We start from the raw sequence: 15,597 nt of genomic DNA, 5'->3' as shown, positions 1-15,597 counted from the left end.
GTAACGGCAGGTCGTTCTTGATACCCGCAGTATACAGGGAATAGTTTCCGGACAAAGCCGTGAGCACGTTCATCAAACCCACTTAAGGCAGGCCATCTAGTGCTCTAGCGGATATGTGAGGCCAGCTTTTTGGCACCGTTTCGGCTCAGACTGTGGAGAATCCCCAAATTTGCTTCAGCCGAAGCAATCACACTGAGCACCAGCTTTTCTTTGAGGCGCAACGTAAGAATATAGCCGTCGCTATTCTCGACGATTACAAACCTACAATTTTGCTGCGCTGCTTCAACCGCAATATTTTCGCCAAGTGCCAGCATAGATGCGAGCATTGCGGAGAGCTTCTCATAGGGTAAATCCGACTTAAAGTTATGGACCACATCATGGCCATCAACCGTGGATATCAACACGCCATTGATCGCATCACTTTTGGACATCATCTCATCAAAGACCTTATGACAAAGCGCCTTTCCGGTCTGAGTCATTTGTATCTGGCTCATAGTGATTTTATCCCTGATCAAGTCGTTGTGTATTCAAGCGAGGAAATAAGTGCACTGATCATGAGCGCAACATCGGAAGCTTCACGAGGATCAACCTCCAGAATAGGAAACAGGCGGCCCGTTTTCTCAAGTCGATCATAGAACTCATCCAACGATGGTGCCCCCGGCGTTTCGCTGCGGGTTATGCCCACAACCACGCTGGTTTGAGCAATAAAATCCGAAAAATTTTCAAGATACATGTCCATATCGGCAAGCGGGTCTTTGCGGGTGCAATCCACAAGCAAAATCAGCCCCAAGCCGCCTTGAGTCAATATCTTCCACATAAACTCAAAACGTCGCTGCCCAGGTGTGCCGTATAGATATACCTTCTCACCACCTTCTAACGTCAACTCGCCAAAATCCATAGCAACCGTTGTCTCACTTTTGGTTGCGGATAGGCTGTCGGTTGTGCACTCGTCGGTTCGCACCGGCGGTGTTTCGCTGATTGCAGCTATGGCAGTCGTTTTACCAGCCCCCGGACTGCCCGTAATGATAAATTTGAGTTGTGACACAAAGATCCCATCCCCAGTTTTAGTTAGATACCCAGCCGTGAGCGCAATCTCGCAAATAGCCCTTTGGCAGCCAGACCGTCCTCCTCTTTGACTGGAGGACGGTCGCGCTTGGTTGACGGAGTGCTGTCGTGCACCAACATGCCGCAAATGGCCACTGCGTTGATAAACCCTGAAAGCTCAGAAACAGAAAGCTTCAACTGCTGGCGGGCTTCGCTGAAAGAGACACCCGATTGCCTGCTCAGCAGGGCGCAAAGGTTCATGAGTTCGGGGTTGCTTTTAAGTAGCGAGGGAGGCGGCCATCGGGTTAGCCGCAGCGTATCGTTAGCTCCAAGCTGCTGCAGCATCTGTCCATTAGACATGCTGAGGCTGAGTTGCCAGAGAATTGAGCGGTCACCCAACCAAACACTTGATGTGCCCAAATGCGTGGGCTTGTGGCGGGTGAACGATACTTCCAGTTCACCCTGTTGGGCATTTAGCCCTTCAATAACCTGCTCTAACGTCCCGGTCATCACACAGCTGCGCTCATCACGATTCAGGGTTAAAGCACAGTCGTTTAGGGAAATTGTAAGGTAGCCCGTTTTTGTATCGAAGATGGTCTGCGGCAAACTGGCGGCCGGAATAGTGTCGTCATTCGACTGCGCCGTGGTTTCTACCTTTTGCGCTGTTTGCGTTATTTGGGTTGGCGCGGATGTTGGCGAGGGCGAGGCGACTTCACTAACGGAGTTTAAATGGGCAATCAGGTCTGCGGCACGCAGCGGTTTGGCCAAGTGCCGGTGCACCGGAACAGAGACCGAGGTTTTGGACGACGAGTAAACAATTGTGCTCTCGCCTTTGCCTGAATAATGCCCCTGCCAGAGATCAACCGCAGCGGTGTTATCTCCATCCAGAAGCAGCACATCGGCTTTTTCCGGCGCTGCATAGGCCCAGACCTCATGGGTTCTTGCACCCAGCAGGTCAACAAGCGCAAGTAGAACGGTCTCGTCCTTGGTTGAGAGGCCTAAACTACTCAGGTATTTCAAAACCGTTTCCTTTCTGGAAACTTCAAGGTGCTCCGAGTAAACGCTAGCATCGCAAGTTACCCTAACCCAAGATAAGTTTTAGCCTATCTAGGGGCCCTTGATCGTTTACATATGACGCCGCCTTTACCTAGCAGTAAGCGAAGACGGCCCAGTCCCTGTATAACTAAATCTTAGATAGAGAGATCGAGCGTGCTCTCCACTTTCTTCAGCACCATGCGTGCCATGCCAAGATTCCCTTTATTTTTGTCTAGAACCACATACAGAAAAATCGCATCGTTACTCTTTAAAAGGCGAATCAAGTGGTACTGATCGTCTAATGTAATGAGAATGTCTTCAATGCCTCCATCGATACCAAGCGCATTCATGGTTTTACGCTTAGCCCGAATAACTTCGGTGTTGCCAGCAGCGGCTGTATCAAGATCAAACTCACCGCCACCTTCTTTACCAAGCACAAGCCCTGAATCACTATCAACCAAGCAAGCGCCAACCAAACCATCGATACCCTTCAATCCTGAGAGATCTGCCATTATTCGCTACTCCTTGTGTAGCAGGTTCGTTCAATTGACCACAGTACGGTGCACTGTTGATCAGAAAAAATATAGGGAACAACACAAATAGGTTGCCCCCCCCCATTTTTCCCTTCACTCACTTTGACTATAGGACCCTTACCATGCAGCAGCAAGAACCCAATGGTATCGGTTGGTAACCGATTATTGCCGGGTATATCAGCCTTTAAGCTTGGCGGCAATTTTTGCCACATGCTCACCTTGATGACGGGCAATACCCAACTCACGTTCGTCTGGCTGGCGTGAGCCGTCGCCACCGGCAATTGTGGATGCGCCATACGGCGTGCCGCCACCTACTTGCGAAACATCAAACAACGCTGGCGTGGTGTAGCCGATTGGAACGATAACCATGCCATGGTGTGCCAGGGTGGTCCAGGTCGACGTGATCGTCATTTCCTGACCACCACCGGTGCCTGTTGAAGTGAATACACTCGCCACCTTGCCTGCCAGAGCACCTTTCGCCCAAAGGCCGCCGGTTTGGTCGAAGAAGGTGCGTACCTGCCCGGCCATGTTGCCGAAACGGGTCGGTGTACCAACAATAATGGCGTCGTAGTCACCCAGTTCGGTGGGTGAAGCAACAGGTGCCGCTTGATCAACCTTGCCGCCCGCACCTCTGAAAGCTTCGGCATCCATGGTTTCCGGAATACGCTTCAGGGTCACTTCCACACCCGCCACGCTGCGGGCGCCTTCAGCCACTTTGTTTGCCATGGTTTCGATATGGCCGTACATGGAGTAGTAAAGAACCAGAATCTTCGTCATTTATATATCCTTCTTCTGTTTTGGTTTACACATGTGCATATTTTCAGGAGAGAGACGGGCAACACTTCCACTCAATGTAGTAGTGCAGCCCGCTTCCAACAAGCCCGCCTGGCTTCTTACGCCACGTCTACCAGTACGATTTCGCTGCTTTCCAAAGCCTTCACGTTCAGCAACTCTTCATCTCTAACCGCAACGCCATCACCGGCAGACGCTACCACTCCATTCACTTCAATCTTGCCGGTAGCTGGAACCAGATACACCTTACGCCCGGGGGCGATGTGATATTCAGTAGCCTGACCTGTCTCCAGAGTTGCTGCCACCATGCGAGCATCCGTGCGAATTGGCAGAGCCTCACCATCACCGGGCATGCCGCTCGCCAGGGTTACAAACGAGCCACTGCGCTCACCTTTGGGGAAAGGCTTGGTGCCCCAAGTGGGTGGCAAACCAACTTCGTTAGGCATGATCCAGATCTGGAAGATTTTGGTCGCCACATCTTCCTCATTCATTTCACTATGGGCAATGCCGGTTCCCGCACTCATTACCTGCACATCACCTGCTTCCGTGCGTCCCCGGTTACCAAGACTGTCCTGGTGGGTGATTGCGCCTTCGCGAACGTAGGTAATGATTTCCATATCCCGGTGCGGATGGCGTGGAAAGCCTGAGCGCGGGGCTATGGTGTCATCATTCCATACTCTGAGATTTCCCCAGTGCATGCGATTGGGATCGTAGTATTCGGCGAATGAAAAATGGTGGCGAGTATCCAGCCAACCATGGTGGGCACCGCCGAGTTCACTGTGGGGTCTGAGTTCAATCATTGTAAGATCTCCTGCTTCGTGTCATTCGTGACGGTTAAAATTTTCGCCTTAAGGGATCAGGACAATTTTTTCAGCCCCACCCTCATTTACCTTGTGGTAAGCCGCAACAGCTTCCGAGAGCGGCATCTCGGTAAAGTCTTCCGGTATTGGTAACGCCCCTTCAAAGGCTGCACCAATCTCCTCAAACATGGTCGCGCATTCTTCCAGGCTGTATAGCAGCGAGTTGATGCCGATGACCGAACCACCGCGGCGGTAAAGAGCAAGAATAGGCATGCTAATCAGCCCGTCCACTGGCGCTGCGATAACCGCGATACGCCCGAATGCAGCCAGGGTATTCACTGCTGCTGGCAACCAGTAGCCGGTGGTGTCAAAAATCACCTCAGGCGCTTGCTGCTGAAAATGCGCCAGTGCCTGCTCTGGTAACTGCTCCGCCTCTGGCAACTCAAAAGCCTCAACACCTTTCGCTATCAGCTCTTGCACAACATCGGCCCGGCGCGCGGCCATGACCACATTCGCACCCCTTGCTTTGGACAGCGCTTGCGCTGCTCTGGCCACGGCACCGGCGCCGATGATCAGGAACCGGGTGCCCGCCTTAACCTGGCTACGCTCCAGGGCATCCCACGCCGTGATGTAGGGAACACCGAAGGTTGCCGCCTGAGCAAAGCTCAGTGATTCCGGTTTGAGCGCGACTGCGTTCGCCGGTACAACCACATACTGAGCATGGCAGCCGTCCCGGGTAAAACTGAAATCTTTGCCCGTGCCGCCCCAGACCGCTTGGCCCAGAAGCTCTTCCGGTCCCTCCACAACAACACCTGAGAAGTCTCTGCCGGGAATGCGCGGCGTTGTTGTGTAAGGAAAGCGACCGAGAACGTTTTTCAGGTCGCTGGGGTTCAGGCCAGCAGCCCGAACCTCAACAAGAACCTCGCCGGCACCGGGTACTGGCCTAGACAGATCAATCACTTGCAGCGAATCGAGTGAGCCGGTTGCTGAAAACTGTAGAGCTTGCATAATCGACCTCGATAACAAAATTGAAAGTTGTGCCTTATCGGCGACTGCCACCAAACCGTTCCAGCAGCAGGTTATCCACTGCAATCCGACCACCGCCCTGAATAGCAAGGGCTACAGCCACAACAAACAAGGTCAGGCCGAACTCATAACCGTTGTTTTCCATGAACAAACCGTTGCCAATGTGCACGGTGAAAATGGCGACCAACATAGCAAAGGCAATAACTGCTGCGGCCGGGCGTGTCAACAGGCCCAATACCAGCGCCAGCCCCCCGAAGAACTCAGCACCGCCAGCCATGAGGGCCATCAAATAACCTGGCTCCAGACCAATGCTGGCCATCCACTGCCCGGTGCCTTCAAGACCATAGCCGCCGAACGAACCGAAGAGCTTCTGCGCACCGTGTGCCGCCAGGGTCAGTCCAACCGGGACCCGCAAAACAAGCGAAGCGAATCCGCCATTGGAATTGAACAATGCGTGGGTAAGTTTGGAGCTCATGATGAATCCTCAAATAGTAGTCTGTTGATTTGCCTCCTGAAGCGTCGCTCCAGATGATGAGCCTACTTTACTATCGCCCATTCGAACGAATAAGATGGCAGACGTTGCGTTACTATCAACACAGCGTTGATAATCATTGAGCCTACAAAGTCAGGATGAACCTATGGATCGCCTTGATGCCATGCGTGCTTTTGTTACGGTTGTTAGTGAAGGCGCCTTCACTCGCGCCGCCGAAAAGTTGGACATGTCACCCCAACTCGTCAGCAAGTATGTTTCTCAACTGGAAAAACATCTTGGCGTGCGCCTGCTCAACCGCACCACCCGCCAGCTTCACCTCACAGAGGCAGGCGCCAGCTATCACCTGCGGGCTCAACAGGTGCTGCACGATATTGAAGATATGGAGTGCCAGATTGGCGACCTGCAAACCGAGGCTCGTGGCATGCTGAGAATCAGTGCGCCGGTCTCTTTCGCCATTCGCCATATGGCGCCGTTATTGAGTGAATTCCAGAAAGCCCACCCTGGTGTAGGCATCGACTTGCAACTTAATGACCGCAAGGTTGACCTGGTTGAAGAGGGGTTCGATGTAGTACTGCGGATCGGTCACCTCAAAAGCTCCTCTCTGATTGCCAAGCGCATTGCTCCGATCAGAATGGCAGTGTGTGCGTCCCCGGATTATCTGAAACAGAATGGCACCCCCAAGCAACTGGAGGATCTGCAGGGCCACCGCTACCTGCGCTACAGCTACATTGAACTCGATTCCAGCCAGCCCCTGCACCGGTGGCTGCAAAACAACGGGCAAAATGACAGCAACGGTATGAGCAGCAATAATGGCGACGTACTGGTTGAATCTGCCATCGCAGGCTCGGGGATTGTCTTGCAGCCTACATTTATCTCTGGCCCGGCAATCAAGGAAGGCAAGCTGCAGGTCATACTGCAGGAATTTGAACCTGAGCCCATGGGGCTTTACGCGATGTATGCCCACCGCCAACTATTAGCGAGCAAGGTTCGTAGTTTTGTTGATTTTATCGATGGGTATTTCGGTGACCCGCCCTACTGGGATTGAGCGGGCACCTGCTTATGCTTTTGCGGCTTCGAGGGATTTGTATCGCTCGGCTAATTCCGCACGAATGGCACGACGCTCTTTACCGTTGGCAAAGCGCCTGATTTCATCTTCAGTGCGCGGTTCCAGCGGAGGGACTTTTACTGTTGCCCCAGTCTCATCAACCGCCACCATGGTGAAAAAACAACTATTGGTATGCCGGACCATCTGCTCTTGTATATTTTCAGTTATCACCTTGATGCCCACCTCCATTGAGGTGTTGCCCGTGTAGTTAACGCTGGCCAGAAAGGTAACCAGCTCACCCACGTGAACAGGCTGGCGAAATGTCACCTGATCCACCGACAGAGTAACCACATAGTTTCCCGCATAGCGGCTTGCGCAGGCATAGGCCACTTCATCAAGATATTTGAGCAAAGTGCCACCGTGAACGTTACCCGAAAAGTTGGCTTTGTCCGGGGTCATTAAAACGGTCATGGTCAGTGTTGAAGATCCGAGTGCCATATTATCCTCTTGGTGGAGTGTCTCTATAGGCTCCAGAATCAGTGATAATATGGCTAGCGTCAACCACGAGGAGCTGGGTACCGGTTAACGGGCCTTCCCAGCTGTTTTCTTCACGCTCTCCTGCTGCTCGATTTCTACCGCGGTTAAACCTTTTTTCTTCCCCTGCAGATACCTCAAGTACGCAGGTATGTGCGTTTTACCCATGTACTTATCAAGATACGGCAGGAAGCCCGCGTAATTGCCTTTGAATTTAGCGTGGTGAAAATCGTGATAAACAGGGCCTTCGTACACAGGCAGCAGATGCACCGGGTTCCAGGGAATGTCATAGCCAATGTGGCCGTCTGCACCTTCAATTTGCCGGATGATCACCCAAAGCCAAACAACATAGATATGTGCACCCAAAAGAATGGGGCCTATCAAGGTGAGCGTTGCGGTTAACGTATATTCCAGCCAGTGCATGTAGTTACCGTTGATTCCGCAGGTATTGCGGATTCGATGGTGCACGCTGTGCACATTTCTCAACAGCCATTTGTTCTCGTGCATGTACCGGTGCATCCAGTAATACAGAAAATCATCCAGCAACACGAAAAACACCAACTGCGCCAAAATCACATACCACGCAGGCAGTTCGTTGTTATGCACGCCGGTATGTTTCAGCAGCGGCCAACTCAGCACCAGCAGCGACGCCAGAATAATGTTGTTAACGAGTATGCGTCCGAGGGAAGGCAGCAGAAACTTTTTAACCTCAAATGGCTTTTGCTGGATTTTGTATTTTCTCAGCGAGACAGGATCCAGCCAGGCAACGATGGTCCAAGGCGTTGCCACAAGCAAAAACGCCGCCATGCTGATGGCCAGTGTGGCCATAGGAAACTGCCAGAACCAGGGATCGTTATAAAATCCATCCCACAAACCAAATACATTCATACCGACTCCAGACAACCTGAATCCATGATCAAAATGCGGTTATCACTAAGCTGGATCACTTCTTCCTGTACACAGCTCCAAAGCTCAGATCACCATAGGTGACCGTTGGCCTATACCCGGGAAAGCCCCAATAACTGGTCAGCTCAGAGGAATTGGCCATGTTGGGGAAATCTGTATACAGCGGATGATTACCGGCGATGGTTTTCTCAACCACCATAGAAATGTATTGATCCAGCCCGCCCTCAAGGGTGTTGCCGTTCAAAATTACTTCCATGCCTGTTTGCTGTGCGTATTTCTTCAAGCCAGGAATCCGTGAGTGCAGAGGCGCGTAGCAATCCGGCCCAACACCGTTTTCGCTCGTTACCTTAAGACCTTCAGGGGTATGAGCCACAAACGAGTGATTGCCGACGGTATGGCCCGGCGTGCGAATCAACGCCAGCCCATCACCAATCATTACATCCCCATCCAGCTGAATAATGCGATCTTCCGGAACACCCGCCAGCCCATTTGGACAGTACCAGTCGATCTGTGGTGGCATCAGGAAATTAGCTGAAGTCCACTCCTCTCTCATCACCAGAAGCTTGGCATTGGGGAACAAACCTGGATTCTTGCTATCGCCTAGCCAGCGACGAATATCCTGGGTGTGCAGATGGTCATAGCTGATGTAGTCCACATCTTCCGGCGTCAAACCAGCCTGCTGCAGACACGCTTCAACCGTATTGATTTCAGGAGCGAGAAACTTTTTAACCAACTCTTTGAGAGGGCCAGCCTTGTCGATCACCTTACGGAAATACGGGGTTTCTGCGTTCGCTTCGGCATCTGAAGGCGAGAGCAGTATCGTTTTCACACCCTCATCACTATCAACCTGCACAATAAACAGGCGATTCAGGATATGAATAAAAGGACTTGGAATAACATTGCAGTTCAGAAAAGCGTACTTGGTGGGGTACGGCACACGGATCAAGCCCATACTCTGATAAAACCTGGCCTGGGGTTTTGCCAACATGTCATCGCGGAAACTGACCGCCGCTTTCCGCATGCTTTCCAGTCGATAGTGCGCAGTATGGCACTTACGAGCCTCTTCAAAATGCTTGATCGGCTTGATAATGCTGCTTTCAATCGTACTGGTTTTGAGAATACTGCCCATGTGCCGCCTATTTATAATTGTTGTAGTGTCTGTGACTCGAATTGAAAAGCATCCTAGCCTGCTTTAACCTGACTTAATTGTTGGATCACGAATAAAAATTACTATAAGGCGGCAACCTTGATCAACAAATCAGAAGCAAACACTTCGCGAAACCACCCACTCAACTTTGTGGTTGGAGCCTACATTCAGCCCATTCTCGTAGCCTATCTTCAACAAGGCGGCCGACTCTCTCCTCTAGCAGATGCTGCCGCTGTTAACGACCTGTGGATGATTAACCCTCCGGAAACAATTGCGGTAGAAGACTATTTTCGACTTTTTCTGAGCGCAAGCGAACTTCTCAAAGACCCCTTGCTCGGCATCAAGGCGGGGCAAAGTGCAGGCCTCGAAAACTTCGATGTGCTGGGTGAAGCCTTGACCAATCTACGAACCAAATCACTGACTCTCGGGCATGCCTTACATCAGATGATGACTCTTGAACGACTGGTGCATCGCTTGGGCACCTCTCGCATAGAATCAGGTGGCGGGAACATTCGTCTTATCTGGCGAGCCCATTTTCAGCAACACAAAGCGGCCCGGCTGGTATGTGAAAGTGTAATTGCAGGAATTATCCATCTTGCGGAACAGCTAACGGGGCGATTGATACCTGTAATGGAAGTGTGCTTCGTTCATGCAAGGCCAGCGGATTATCACGAAGCGGAGTACCAACAGGGATTCCGGGCACAATGCCGGTTCAGTCAAAGCCATAACAGCATTATGTTTGCCGCAGACGTATTAGCCTGGCCTTTAAAAAACATAGCTCGCCCATCCGTTGCCGACTCCACCGCAGGGCAAGTGGTTGAGCAGGTAAAAAACCATGTTGGGAAGAACCTGCTAAACAGCCCAAAGCTCCCCCAAATAGCCGCCATTCTAGGGCAAAGCGAACGCAGCTTGCAGCGCCAGCTAAAACAACAGGGAACCAGCTATCAACAACTATTGGCCGATGTTCGCTTACACCATGCTCAGGATTATCTGCAGTATTCGAATTTGAGTATTTTGCAGATCAGCCAGTTGCTGGGGTTCAGGGAACAGAGTTCGTTTAACCACTTTTTTTTGAGGGGCAGTGGCTTGTCGCCTAAAAAGTGGCAGGAAGTGAATCGGGCGGGGGCCGGGTCAAACTAATAGAAGCGGGGGTCAGGCTGTCATCAGGCGTTAATCAAGTGCAGGCAATATTGGCGCCTGTACAGCCTGAGATTAAACAACCGCCCCGTTCTCGCCAACTAAAGCGATGCCGGGACGAACCCAAAATGTCCAACAGAAGGACTCTGTTATGAAAGTTTCGCTTTTATTGCCTCTCATCATCGGCACTCTCACCATGTTATCTGGCTGCAACGACAGCGATAGCAACGCCAGTGTGCCAGAAGCAAACCCTTCAGATAACAACGAGCAGCTGGTTCAGCTCGGCCCAAGGCCTTACTTTCTGGTTAATGATATGGATGACGGTGAGCTGAAAAGTAAGCTGCAAGCATGCGAATCCATACCTGCGGTCTCGACCAACTTCTCCATTGCCCACCGGGGGGCACCACTGCAGTTTCCTGAACATACCCGCGAATCGTATGTAGCGGCGGCCAAAATGGGAGCCGGAATCATTGAGTGCGACGTTGCCTTTACCAAAGACCGGCAACTAGTTTGCCGCCACGCACAGAACGACCTGCACACCACCACCAACATCGTGGCCGTACCGGAGCTGAATGCCAAATGTACCAAGCCTTTCGTGCCTGCCAATCCGGGCGCTGGCACAAAAGCTGAGGCCGAATGCCGCACCAGCGATATCACGCTGGCTGAGTTCAAGTCGCTCCGAGGGAAAATGGATGCGTTTGATGAGAATGCCACCACTCCTCAAGAGTATTTGGGCGGCACCGCCGATTGGCGCACGAACCTGTATGCCACTGAGGGCTCTCTATTAAGCCATCGCGAAAGCATCGAACTGATCAAAAAGCTGGGCCTCAAGTTCACCCCGGAACTGAAGACACCGGTGGTCGATATGCCTTTTGAGGGTGACTATACACAAGAAGATTATGCTCGGCAGATGATCAATGAATACATCGCTGCCGGTGTGAAGCCCGAGGATGTATGGCCACAGTCGTTCCTGCTGGACGATGTTGTTTTCTGGGTTAACCAAATGCCCGAATTTGGCCGCCAAGCCGTATTTCTGGATGAGAAAAGTAACGACCCGGATAACGTGTCTATGGCATATATGGAAAGTCTCGCCCAAAAAGGTGTTTCCATTCTGGCGCCGGCACTCTGGAAAATGCTGACTCTAAACGGCCACCAGGAGATCGTGCCATCCGAGTACGCGTTCAATGCCAAGGCTGCTGGCCTTGATTTGATTGGTTGGTCTCTGGAACGCAGTGGGCCGCTCGCCGAAGGTGGTGCCTGGTACTACCAAACTGTCAACGATGCCATTAACAACGACGGCGACATTTATACAGTAATTGATGTGCTGGCTCGCGAGATTGGTGTCATAGGCATTTTTTCAGACTGGCCTGCGACGACAACCTACTATGCCAACTGTATGGGCCTGAAGTAGTCCCGCAATCGAACGTTCGTTAATGCCATACCAGAGCCAGCGGATGCCGTTATCCGCTGGCTTTCTTCGCTGCCCCAACCTTTCAATCCCCTGCTCGCCCGATTAACAGACACTTCCAACATCCTGTCTTTGTCACGGAACCATAACAATCCCTGGTTAGTATCTGGCCGATGATGCTTCATAACTTGAGGATGCAAATATGAATAAGTTGATGTCTCTTACATGTGCTGCTCTGATGACGCCTATGCTCGCGCAGGGCGCATTCAAACTGGACTCCCGATACAGCGACAATGACGGGGATCTGATTGCTGACATTCCTGCCAAGTCTGAGCAGATCGATCCCTCCACTCTGATTTTTGCTTACACCCCGGTAGAAGACCCGTCTGTTTACGCTGAAGCCTGGTCCGATTTTCTGGACCATCTGTCTGAGAAAACCGGTAAAAAAGTTCAGTTTTTCCCTGTCCAGTCGAACGCAGCGCAAATTGAAGCCATGCGCGCAGGTCGCCTCCACATTGCCGGCTTCAATACCGGATCCAACCCGATAGCCGTTGCCTGTGGCGGCTTCCGCCCTTTCACCATTATGGCGTCCGCTGATGGCTCATTCGGCTACGAGATGGAAATCATCACCCACCCTGATTCGGGCATTACCGATGTAGACGGACTGCAAGGTCGCGAATTGGCATTCACCTCCGAAACCTCGAACTCAGGCTTCAAAGCGCCATCTGCAATATTGAAAGCGGATTATGATCTTGTGCCAAATAGAGACTTCACGCCGGTGTTTTCCGGCAAGCACGACAACTCTGTGCTCGGCGTTGCCAATAAGGACTATGACGCCGCCGCAGTCGCCAACTCCGTTATGGCGCGAATGCTGAATCGGGGCGTTGTCAGCGAAGATCAGACCGTGTCTCTGTACAAGTCTCAGACCTTCCCCACCACAGGGTATGGCGTTGCTCACAACCTGACGCCAGAACTGCAAGACAAAATCCAGCAGGCATTCTTCTCCTTTGAATGGGAAGGCACCACTTTGGAAGAAGAGTTCTCAAAGTCGGGTGAGGCCCAGTTCATCCCGATTACGTTTAAGGAGCACTGGGAGGTCATTCGCAAGATCGATGATGCCAACGGCGTGGTGTACAACTGCCGCTAAAGACTCAAACCGCTTTCAGTGGGTTGAACATGTCGTTCGATGTGGCCAGCCCGCTGACTCTTCTATTACCAGCAATGGCAGAAAACTGTGCTTGAACTGAAAGCCTTATCAAAAACCTACAAAACCGGCGACCGGGCACTGACCGACATCAGCTTCTCGGTGCCTGCGGGCCAGGTTGTAGGACTTATTGGCCCCTCTGGCGCCGGCAAGTCGAGTCTGATCCGGTGTATCAACCGTCTGGTTGAACCCAGTTCCGGCCGCATTTACCTCGGTGAAACAGAACTGACCAAACTCAGTGGCCGGGCTTTACGCCAGGCTCGTCGCCGTATCGGGATGATTTTCCAGGAATATGCTCTCGTTGAGCGCCTTACAGTAATGGAAAATGTGCTCTCAGGCCGTCTGGGGTATGTCTCCGGCTGGCGATCCTTCCTGCGCCGATACCCACAAACTGACATCGACCAGGCATTCGGCTTGCTGGAGCGAGTCGGGCTGGGTGATCACTACAACAAACGGGCAGATGAACTTTCTGGCGGTCAGCGCCAACGAGTAGGTATCGCCCGGGCGCTGGAGCAAAACCCGGAACTGCTGCTGGCCGACGAGCCCACGGCGTCGCTCGACCCGAAAACGTCTCGCCAGATCATGCGCCTGATTCAAGGCGTCTGCCGGGAAATGAACCTTCCAGCCATCATTAACATTCACGATGTAGTGCTGGCACAAAACTTCGCCGATCGGATCATCGGGTTACGGGCAGGCCAAGTAGTGTTCGATGGCCCACCGTCAGCCTTGTCCCATAAGGCACTGACCTGCATCTACGGAGCAGAGGATTGGGACCTGGTGCAACAGAGCAGCGAGTCCCAAAACGACGAGTTTCTGTTCAGCAACGCCAAAGTGCTGGAGCTAACATGACCGGCGCAATCACGTCTTTGAGGACCTGGAAGCGGCCTCCGGTACTACTTAAAAACCCACGATGGCGCTGGAGCATTTTGTTAGGGAGTGCGATCTACCTGGTTCTGGCGATCAGCTCAGTGGAGGTCAACTGGTTTCGGGTTTATGAAGGTCTTGAGCGCGGCTGGAAGTTCATTCAAGGGTTTCTGTCGCCAGATTTCAACTCCCGCTGGCGGGACATCCAGGCTGGGCTGGTCGAAAGCCTGACCATGACTCTAACCTCCACCGCAGCAGGTGTGTTGATCTCGGTACCCATCGGTATTGGTGCCGCCCGCAATCTGGCCCCGGCGCCGGTGTATATGTTCTGCCGCAGCCTCATTACGTTATCTCGCTCATTCCAGGAAATCATCATAGCGATTCTGCTGGTTGCGATGTTCGGATTCGGGCCCTTTGCCGGGTTCCTCACTCTGACGTTTGCTTCCATCGGGTTCCTTTCCAAGCTTCTGGCGGAAGACATTGAAGGCTGCGACAGCGCCCAGATAGAAGCCATTCGCGCGACCGGCGCAGGCTGGTGGCAGGTGGTTAACTATGCAGTCCAATCTCAGGTGATGCCAAGACTGATCGGCCTTTCTCTGTATCGGTTGGACATAAATTTTCGGGAGTCGTCGGTCATAGGTATCGTCGGTGCCGGCGGTGTTGGAGCCACTTTGAATACAGCTATTGATCGCTACGAGTACGATTCAGCTGGCGCCATCCTGATCATCATCATCGCTATTGTATTAGTGGTGGAATACTCATCATCCTACATTCGGCGGTGGGCCCAATGATTGCCAGCACAAACACGAAAACATGGCAGTTCAGAACTCCAAAACAACACCTGCTCCGATGGGCTGGCTGGTTCTGGCTGGTAGCTTTAACAGCATTCTGCTGGAACCTGATGACTGAAGACACCATCTGGGCCTTTGTAGCAGACGCACCCCGACAGGCTTCGGATATCGGTGGCCGCATGCTCCCACCGCGCTGGGGCTACCTCAATCAACTCTGGCAGCCGCTCTGGGATACGCTGAACATCGCAACTCTTGGCACGCTGATCGGAGTGATCATCGCGATACCCGTTGCCTTCCTGGCCGCTGGCAACACCACCCCGAGCCGTCATTTTGTACGCCCGATGGCCCTGCTTATCATCGTAACCTCACGCTCCATCAACTCGCTTATCTGGGCGCTGCTGCTGGTCGCAATCATCGGCCCTGGACTTTTGGCAGGCATTGTCGCGATAGGCCTACGCTCTATCGGCTTCGTTGCCAAGTTACTGTACGAGGCTATTGAAGAGATTGATGAGAACCAGGTGGAAGCAGTGAGAGCAACAGGTGCCTCCCGGGTTCAGGTGATTGATTACGCGATTATCCCGCAGATCCTGCCGGCATTTTGGGGCATATCAGTGTTCCGCTGGGACATCAACATTCGCGAATCGACCATTCTCGGGCTGGTGGGTGCCGGCGGCCTGGGTCTGCAACTCCAGTCATCCTTGAGCACGCTAGCCTGGAACCAGGTAACGGTAATTTTTCTCGTTATAGTGGCGACTGTGGTCGTTTCTGAATGGGTGTCTGCAAAAGTTCGGCGGGCTGTGCTCTAAAAGGCACTATCGCCAGTAGGGTGAGTAACTCA

General features: G+C 52.5%; 18 protein-coding genes. 7 read left to right on the top strand and 11 right to left on the bottom strand.

The genetic code is table 11. The annotated features are described in order from the left end of the window. Nucleotides 1-104: 104 nt before the first annotated feature. The 8 genes from FE848_RS13510 to FE848_RS13475 all read right to left on the bottom strand — a co-directional run bounded on the left by FE848_RS13510 (nt 105) and on the right by FE848_RS13475 (nt 5,705). Nucleotides 105-494, bottom strand: a complete 390-nt coding sequence (locus tag FE848_RS13510) for a roadblock/LC7 domain-containing protein (RefSeq protein ID WP_200203963.1) — start codon at nt 492-494, stop codon at nt 105-107. A 17-nt stretch (nt 495-511) separates the two neighbouring features. Continuing rightward, nucleotides 512-1,045, bottom strand: a complete 534-nt coding sequence (locus FE848_RS13505; RefSeq protein ID WP_200203955.1) for a GTP-binding protein — start codon at nt 1,043-1,045, stop codon at nt 512-514. Nucleotides 1,046-1,068: 23 nt separating this feature from the next. After that, entirely contained in the window at nt 1,069-2,064 is a 996-nt protein-coding gene (locus FE848_RS13500; RefSeq protein ID WP_200203953.1) for a hypothetical protein, read from the bottom strand. 170 nt (nt 2,065-2,234) lie between these two features. After that, nucleotides 2,235-2,591: a hypothetical protein gene (locus FE848_RS13495; RefSeq protein WP_200203951.1), complete on the bottom strand. Its 357-nt coding sequence runs from the start codon at nt 2,589-2,591 to the stop codon at nt 2,235-2,237. Nucleotides 2,592-2,789: 198 nt separating this feature from the next. After that, a complete protein-coding gene (wrbA, locus tag FE848_RS13490) occupies nt 2,790-3,389 on the bottom strand; it encodes an NAD(P)H:quinone oxidoreductase (RefSeq protein WP_200203949.1) in 600 nt (199 codons plus the stop codon). 116 nt (nt 3,390-3,505) lie between these two features. Further along, nucleotides 3,506-4,204, bottom strand: a complete 699-nt coding sequence (locus tag FE848_RS13485; RefSeq protein ID WP_200203947.1) for a pirin family protein — start codon at nt 4,202-4,204, stop codon at nt 3,506-3,508. A 48-nt stretch (nt 4,205-4,252) separates the two neighbouring features. After that, nucleotides 4,253-5,212, bottom strand: coding sequence for a quinone oxidoreductase family protein (locus FE848_RS13480; protein WP_200203945.1), 960 nt, complete (start codon nt 5,210-5,212; stop codon nt 4,253-4,255). 34 nt (nt 5,213-5,246) lie between these two features. Next, the gene (locus tag FE848_RS13475; RefSeq protein ID WP_200203942.1) at nt 5,247-5,705 is read right to left on the bottom strand and encodes a DoxX family protein; all 459 of its coding nucleotides are present in this window, start codon (nt 5,703-5,705) and stop codon (nt 5,247-5,249) included. Between the two features lie 163 nt (nt 5,706-5,868). Between FE848_RS13475 and FE848_RS13470 the strand changes: the two genes are divergently transcribed. Further along, a complete protein-coding gene (locus FE848_RS13470; RefSeq protein ID WP_200203940.1) occupies nt 5,869-6,768 on the top strand; it encodes a LysR family transcriptional regulator in 900 nt (299 codons plus the stop codon). A 12-nt stretch (nt 6,769-6,780) separates the two neighbouring features. Here the strand turns inward: FE848_RS13470 and FE848_RS13465 are convergent, their stop codons facing one another. The 3 genes from FE848_RS13465 to FE848_RS13455 form a co-directional block, all read right to left on the bottom strand. Next, nucleotides 6,781-7,266 carry an acyl-CoA thioesterase gene (locus tag FE848_RS13465; protein ID WP_200203938.1) on the bottom strand — a complete coding sequence of 162 codons (486 nt, stop codon included), beginning with the start codon at nt 7,264-7,266 and terminating at the stop codon, nt 6,781-6,783. An 84-nt stretch (nt 7,267-7,350) separates the two neighbouring features. Further along, entirely contained in the window at nt 7,351-8,190 is an 840-nt protein-coding gene (locus FE848_RS13460; RefSeq protein WP_200203936.1) for a sterol desaturase family protein, read from the bottom strand. 55 nt (nt 8,191-8,245) lie between these two features. Continuing rightward, on the bottom strand, nt 8,246-9,337 hold the full coding sequence (locus FE848_RS13455; protein WP_200203934.1) for a hypothetical protein: 1,092 nt from the start codon (nt 9,335-9,337) through the stop codon (nt 8,246-8,248). A gap of 117 nt (nt 9,338-9,454) precedes the next feature. Here FE848_RS13455 and FE848_RS13450 point away from each other — a divergent pair, with 117 nt between their 5' ends. The 6 genes from FE848_RS13450 (at nt 9,455) to phnE (FE848_RS13425) (ending at nt 15,565) form a co-directional block, all read left to right on the top strand. After that, nucleotides 9,455-10,495, top strand: coding sequence for an AraC family transcriptional regulator (locus FE848_RS13450; protein WP_200203932.1), 1,041 nt, complete (start codon nt 9,455-9,457; stop codon nt 10,493-10,495). 148 nt (nt 10,496-10,643) lie between these two features. Continuing rightward, nucleotides 10,644-11,903 (top strand): glycerophosphodiester phosphodiesterase family protein, encoded by a 1,260-nt coding sequence (locus FE848_RS13445; RefSeq protein WP_200203930.1) that lies wholly within the window; start codon nt 10,644-10,646, stop codon nt 11,901-11,903. 199 nt (nt 11,904-12,102) lie between these two features. Next, complete coding sequence (gene phnD / locus FE848_RS13440) at nt 12,103-13,047, top strand: phosphate/phosphite/phosphonate ABC transporter substrate-binding protein (protein WP_200203928.1); 945 nt, start codon at nt 12,103-12,105, stop codon at nt 13,045-13,047. An 87-nt stretch (nt 13,048-13,134) separates the two neighbouring features. Beyond that, on the top strand, nt 13,135-13,953 hold the full coding sequence (gene phnC / locus FE848_RS13435) for a phosphonate ABC transporter ATP-binding protein (RefSeq protein WP_200203920.1): 819 nt from the start codon (nt 13,135-13,137) through the stop codon (nt 13,951-13,953). Next, nucleotides 13,950-14,759: a phosphonate ABC transporter, permease protein PhnE gene (gene phnE / locus FE848_RS13430; RefSeq protein WP_200203918.1), complete on the top strand. Its 810-nt coding sequence runs from the start codon at nt 13,950-13,952 to the stop codon at nt 14,757-14,759. Before phnC ends, phnE (FE848_RS13430) begins: the two co-directional genes overlap by 4 nt. After that, complete coding sequence (gene phnE, locus FE848_RS13425) at nt 14,756-15,565, top strand: phosphonate ABC transporter, permease protein PhnE (RefSeq protein WP_200203916.1); 810 nt, start codon at nt 14,756-14,758, stop codon at nt 15,563-15,565. Before phnE (FE848_RS13430) ends, phnE (FE848_RS13425) begins: the two co-directional genes overlap by 4 nt. Nucleotides 15,566-15,597: the final 32 nt, after the last annotated feature.

It is taken from the genome of Marinobacter sp. 1-3A (assembly GCF_016597775.1).
GTDB classification, from domain to species: Bacteria; Pseudomonadota; Gammaproteobacteria; order Pseudomonadales; family Oleiphilaceae; genus Marinobacter; species Marinobacter xiaoshiensis.
The sequence above is the reverse complement of the archived record's forward strand: the minus strand, read 5'-3'. Positions and strand labels throughout refer to the sequence as shown.

Excerpts from the sequence above, each read along its gene's own strand:
- FE848_RS13455 (WP_200203934.1), bottom strand. The coding sequence starts at position 9,337 with ATGGGCAGTATTCTCAAAACCAGTACGATTGAAAGCAGCATTATCAAG.
- FE848_RS13495 (WP_200203951.1), bottom strand. The coding sequence starts at position 2,591 with ATGGCAGATCTCTCAGGATTGAAGGGTATCGATGGTTTGGTTGGCGCT.
- FE848_RS13510 (WP_200203963.1), bottom strand. The coding sequence starts at position 494 with ATGAGCCAGATACAAATGACTCAGACCGGAAAGGCGCTTTGTCATAAG.
- FE848_RS13480 (WP_200203945.1), bottom strand. The coding sequence starts at position 5,212 with ATGCAAGCTCTACAGTTTTCAGCAACCGGCTCACTCGATTCGCTGCAA.
- phnE (WP_200203916.1), top strand. The coding sequence starts at position 14,756 with ATGATTGCCAGCACAAACACGAAAACATGGCAGTTCAGAACTCCAAAA.
- FE848_RS13460 (WP_200203936.1), bottom strand. The coding sequence starts at position 8,190 with ATGAATGTATTTGGTTTGTGGGATGGATTTTATAACGATCCCTGGTTC.
- wrbA (WP_200203949.1), bottom strand. The coding sequence starts at position 3,389 with ATGACGAAGATTCTGGTTCTTTACTACTCCATGTACGGCCATATCGAA.
- phnE (WP_200203918.1), top strand. The coding sequence starts at position 13,950 with ATGACCGGCGCAATCACGTCTTTGAGGACCTGGAAGCGGCCTCCGGTA.
- FE848_RS13465 (WP_200203938.1), bottom strand. The coding sequence starts at position 7,266 with ATGGCACTCGGATCTTCAACACTGACCATGACCGTTTTAATGACCCCG.
- FE848_RS13445 (WP_200203930.1), top strand. The coding sequence starts at position 10,644 with ATGAAAGTTTCGCTTTTATTGCCTCTCATCATCGGCACTCTCACCATG.
- FE848_RS13475 (WP_200203942.1), bottom strand. The coding sequence starts at position 5,705 with ATGAGCTCCAAACTTACCCACGCATTGTTCAATTCCAATGGCGGATTC.
- phnD (WP_200203928.1), top strand. The coding sequence starts at position 12,103 with ATGAATAAGTTGATGTCTCTTACATGTGCTGCTCTGATGACGCCTATG.
- FE848_RS13485 (WP_200203947.1), bottom strand. The coding sequence starts at position 4,204 with ATGATTGAACTCAGACCCCACAGTGAACTCGGCGGTGCCCACCATGGT.
- FE848_RS13470 (WP_200203940.1), top strand. The coding sequence starts at position 5,869 with ATGGATCGCCTTGATGCCATGCGTGCTTTTGTTACGGTTGTTAGTGAA.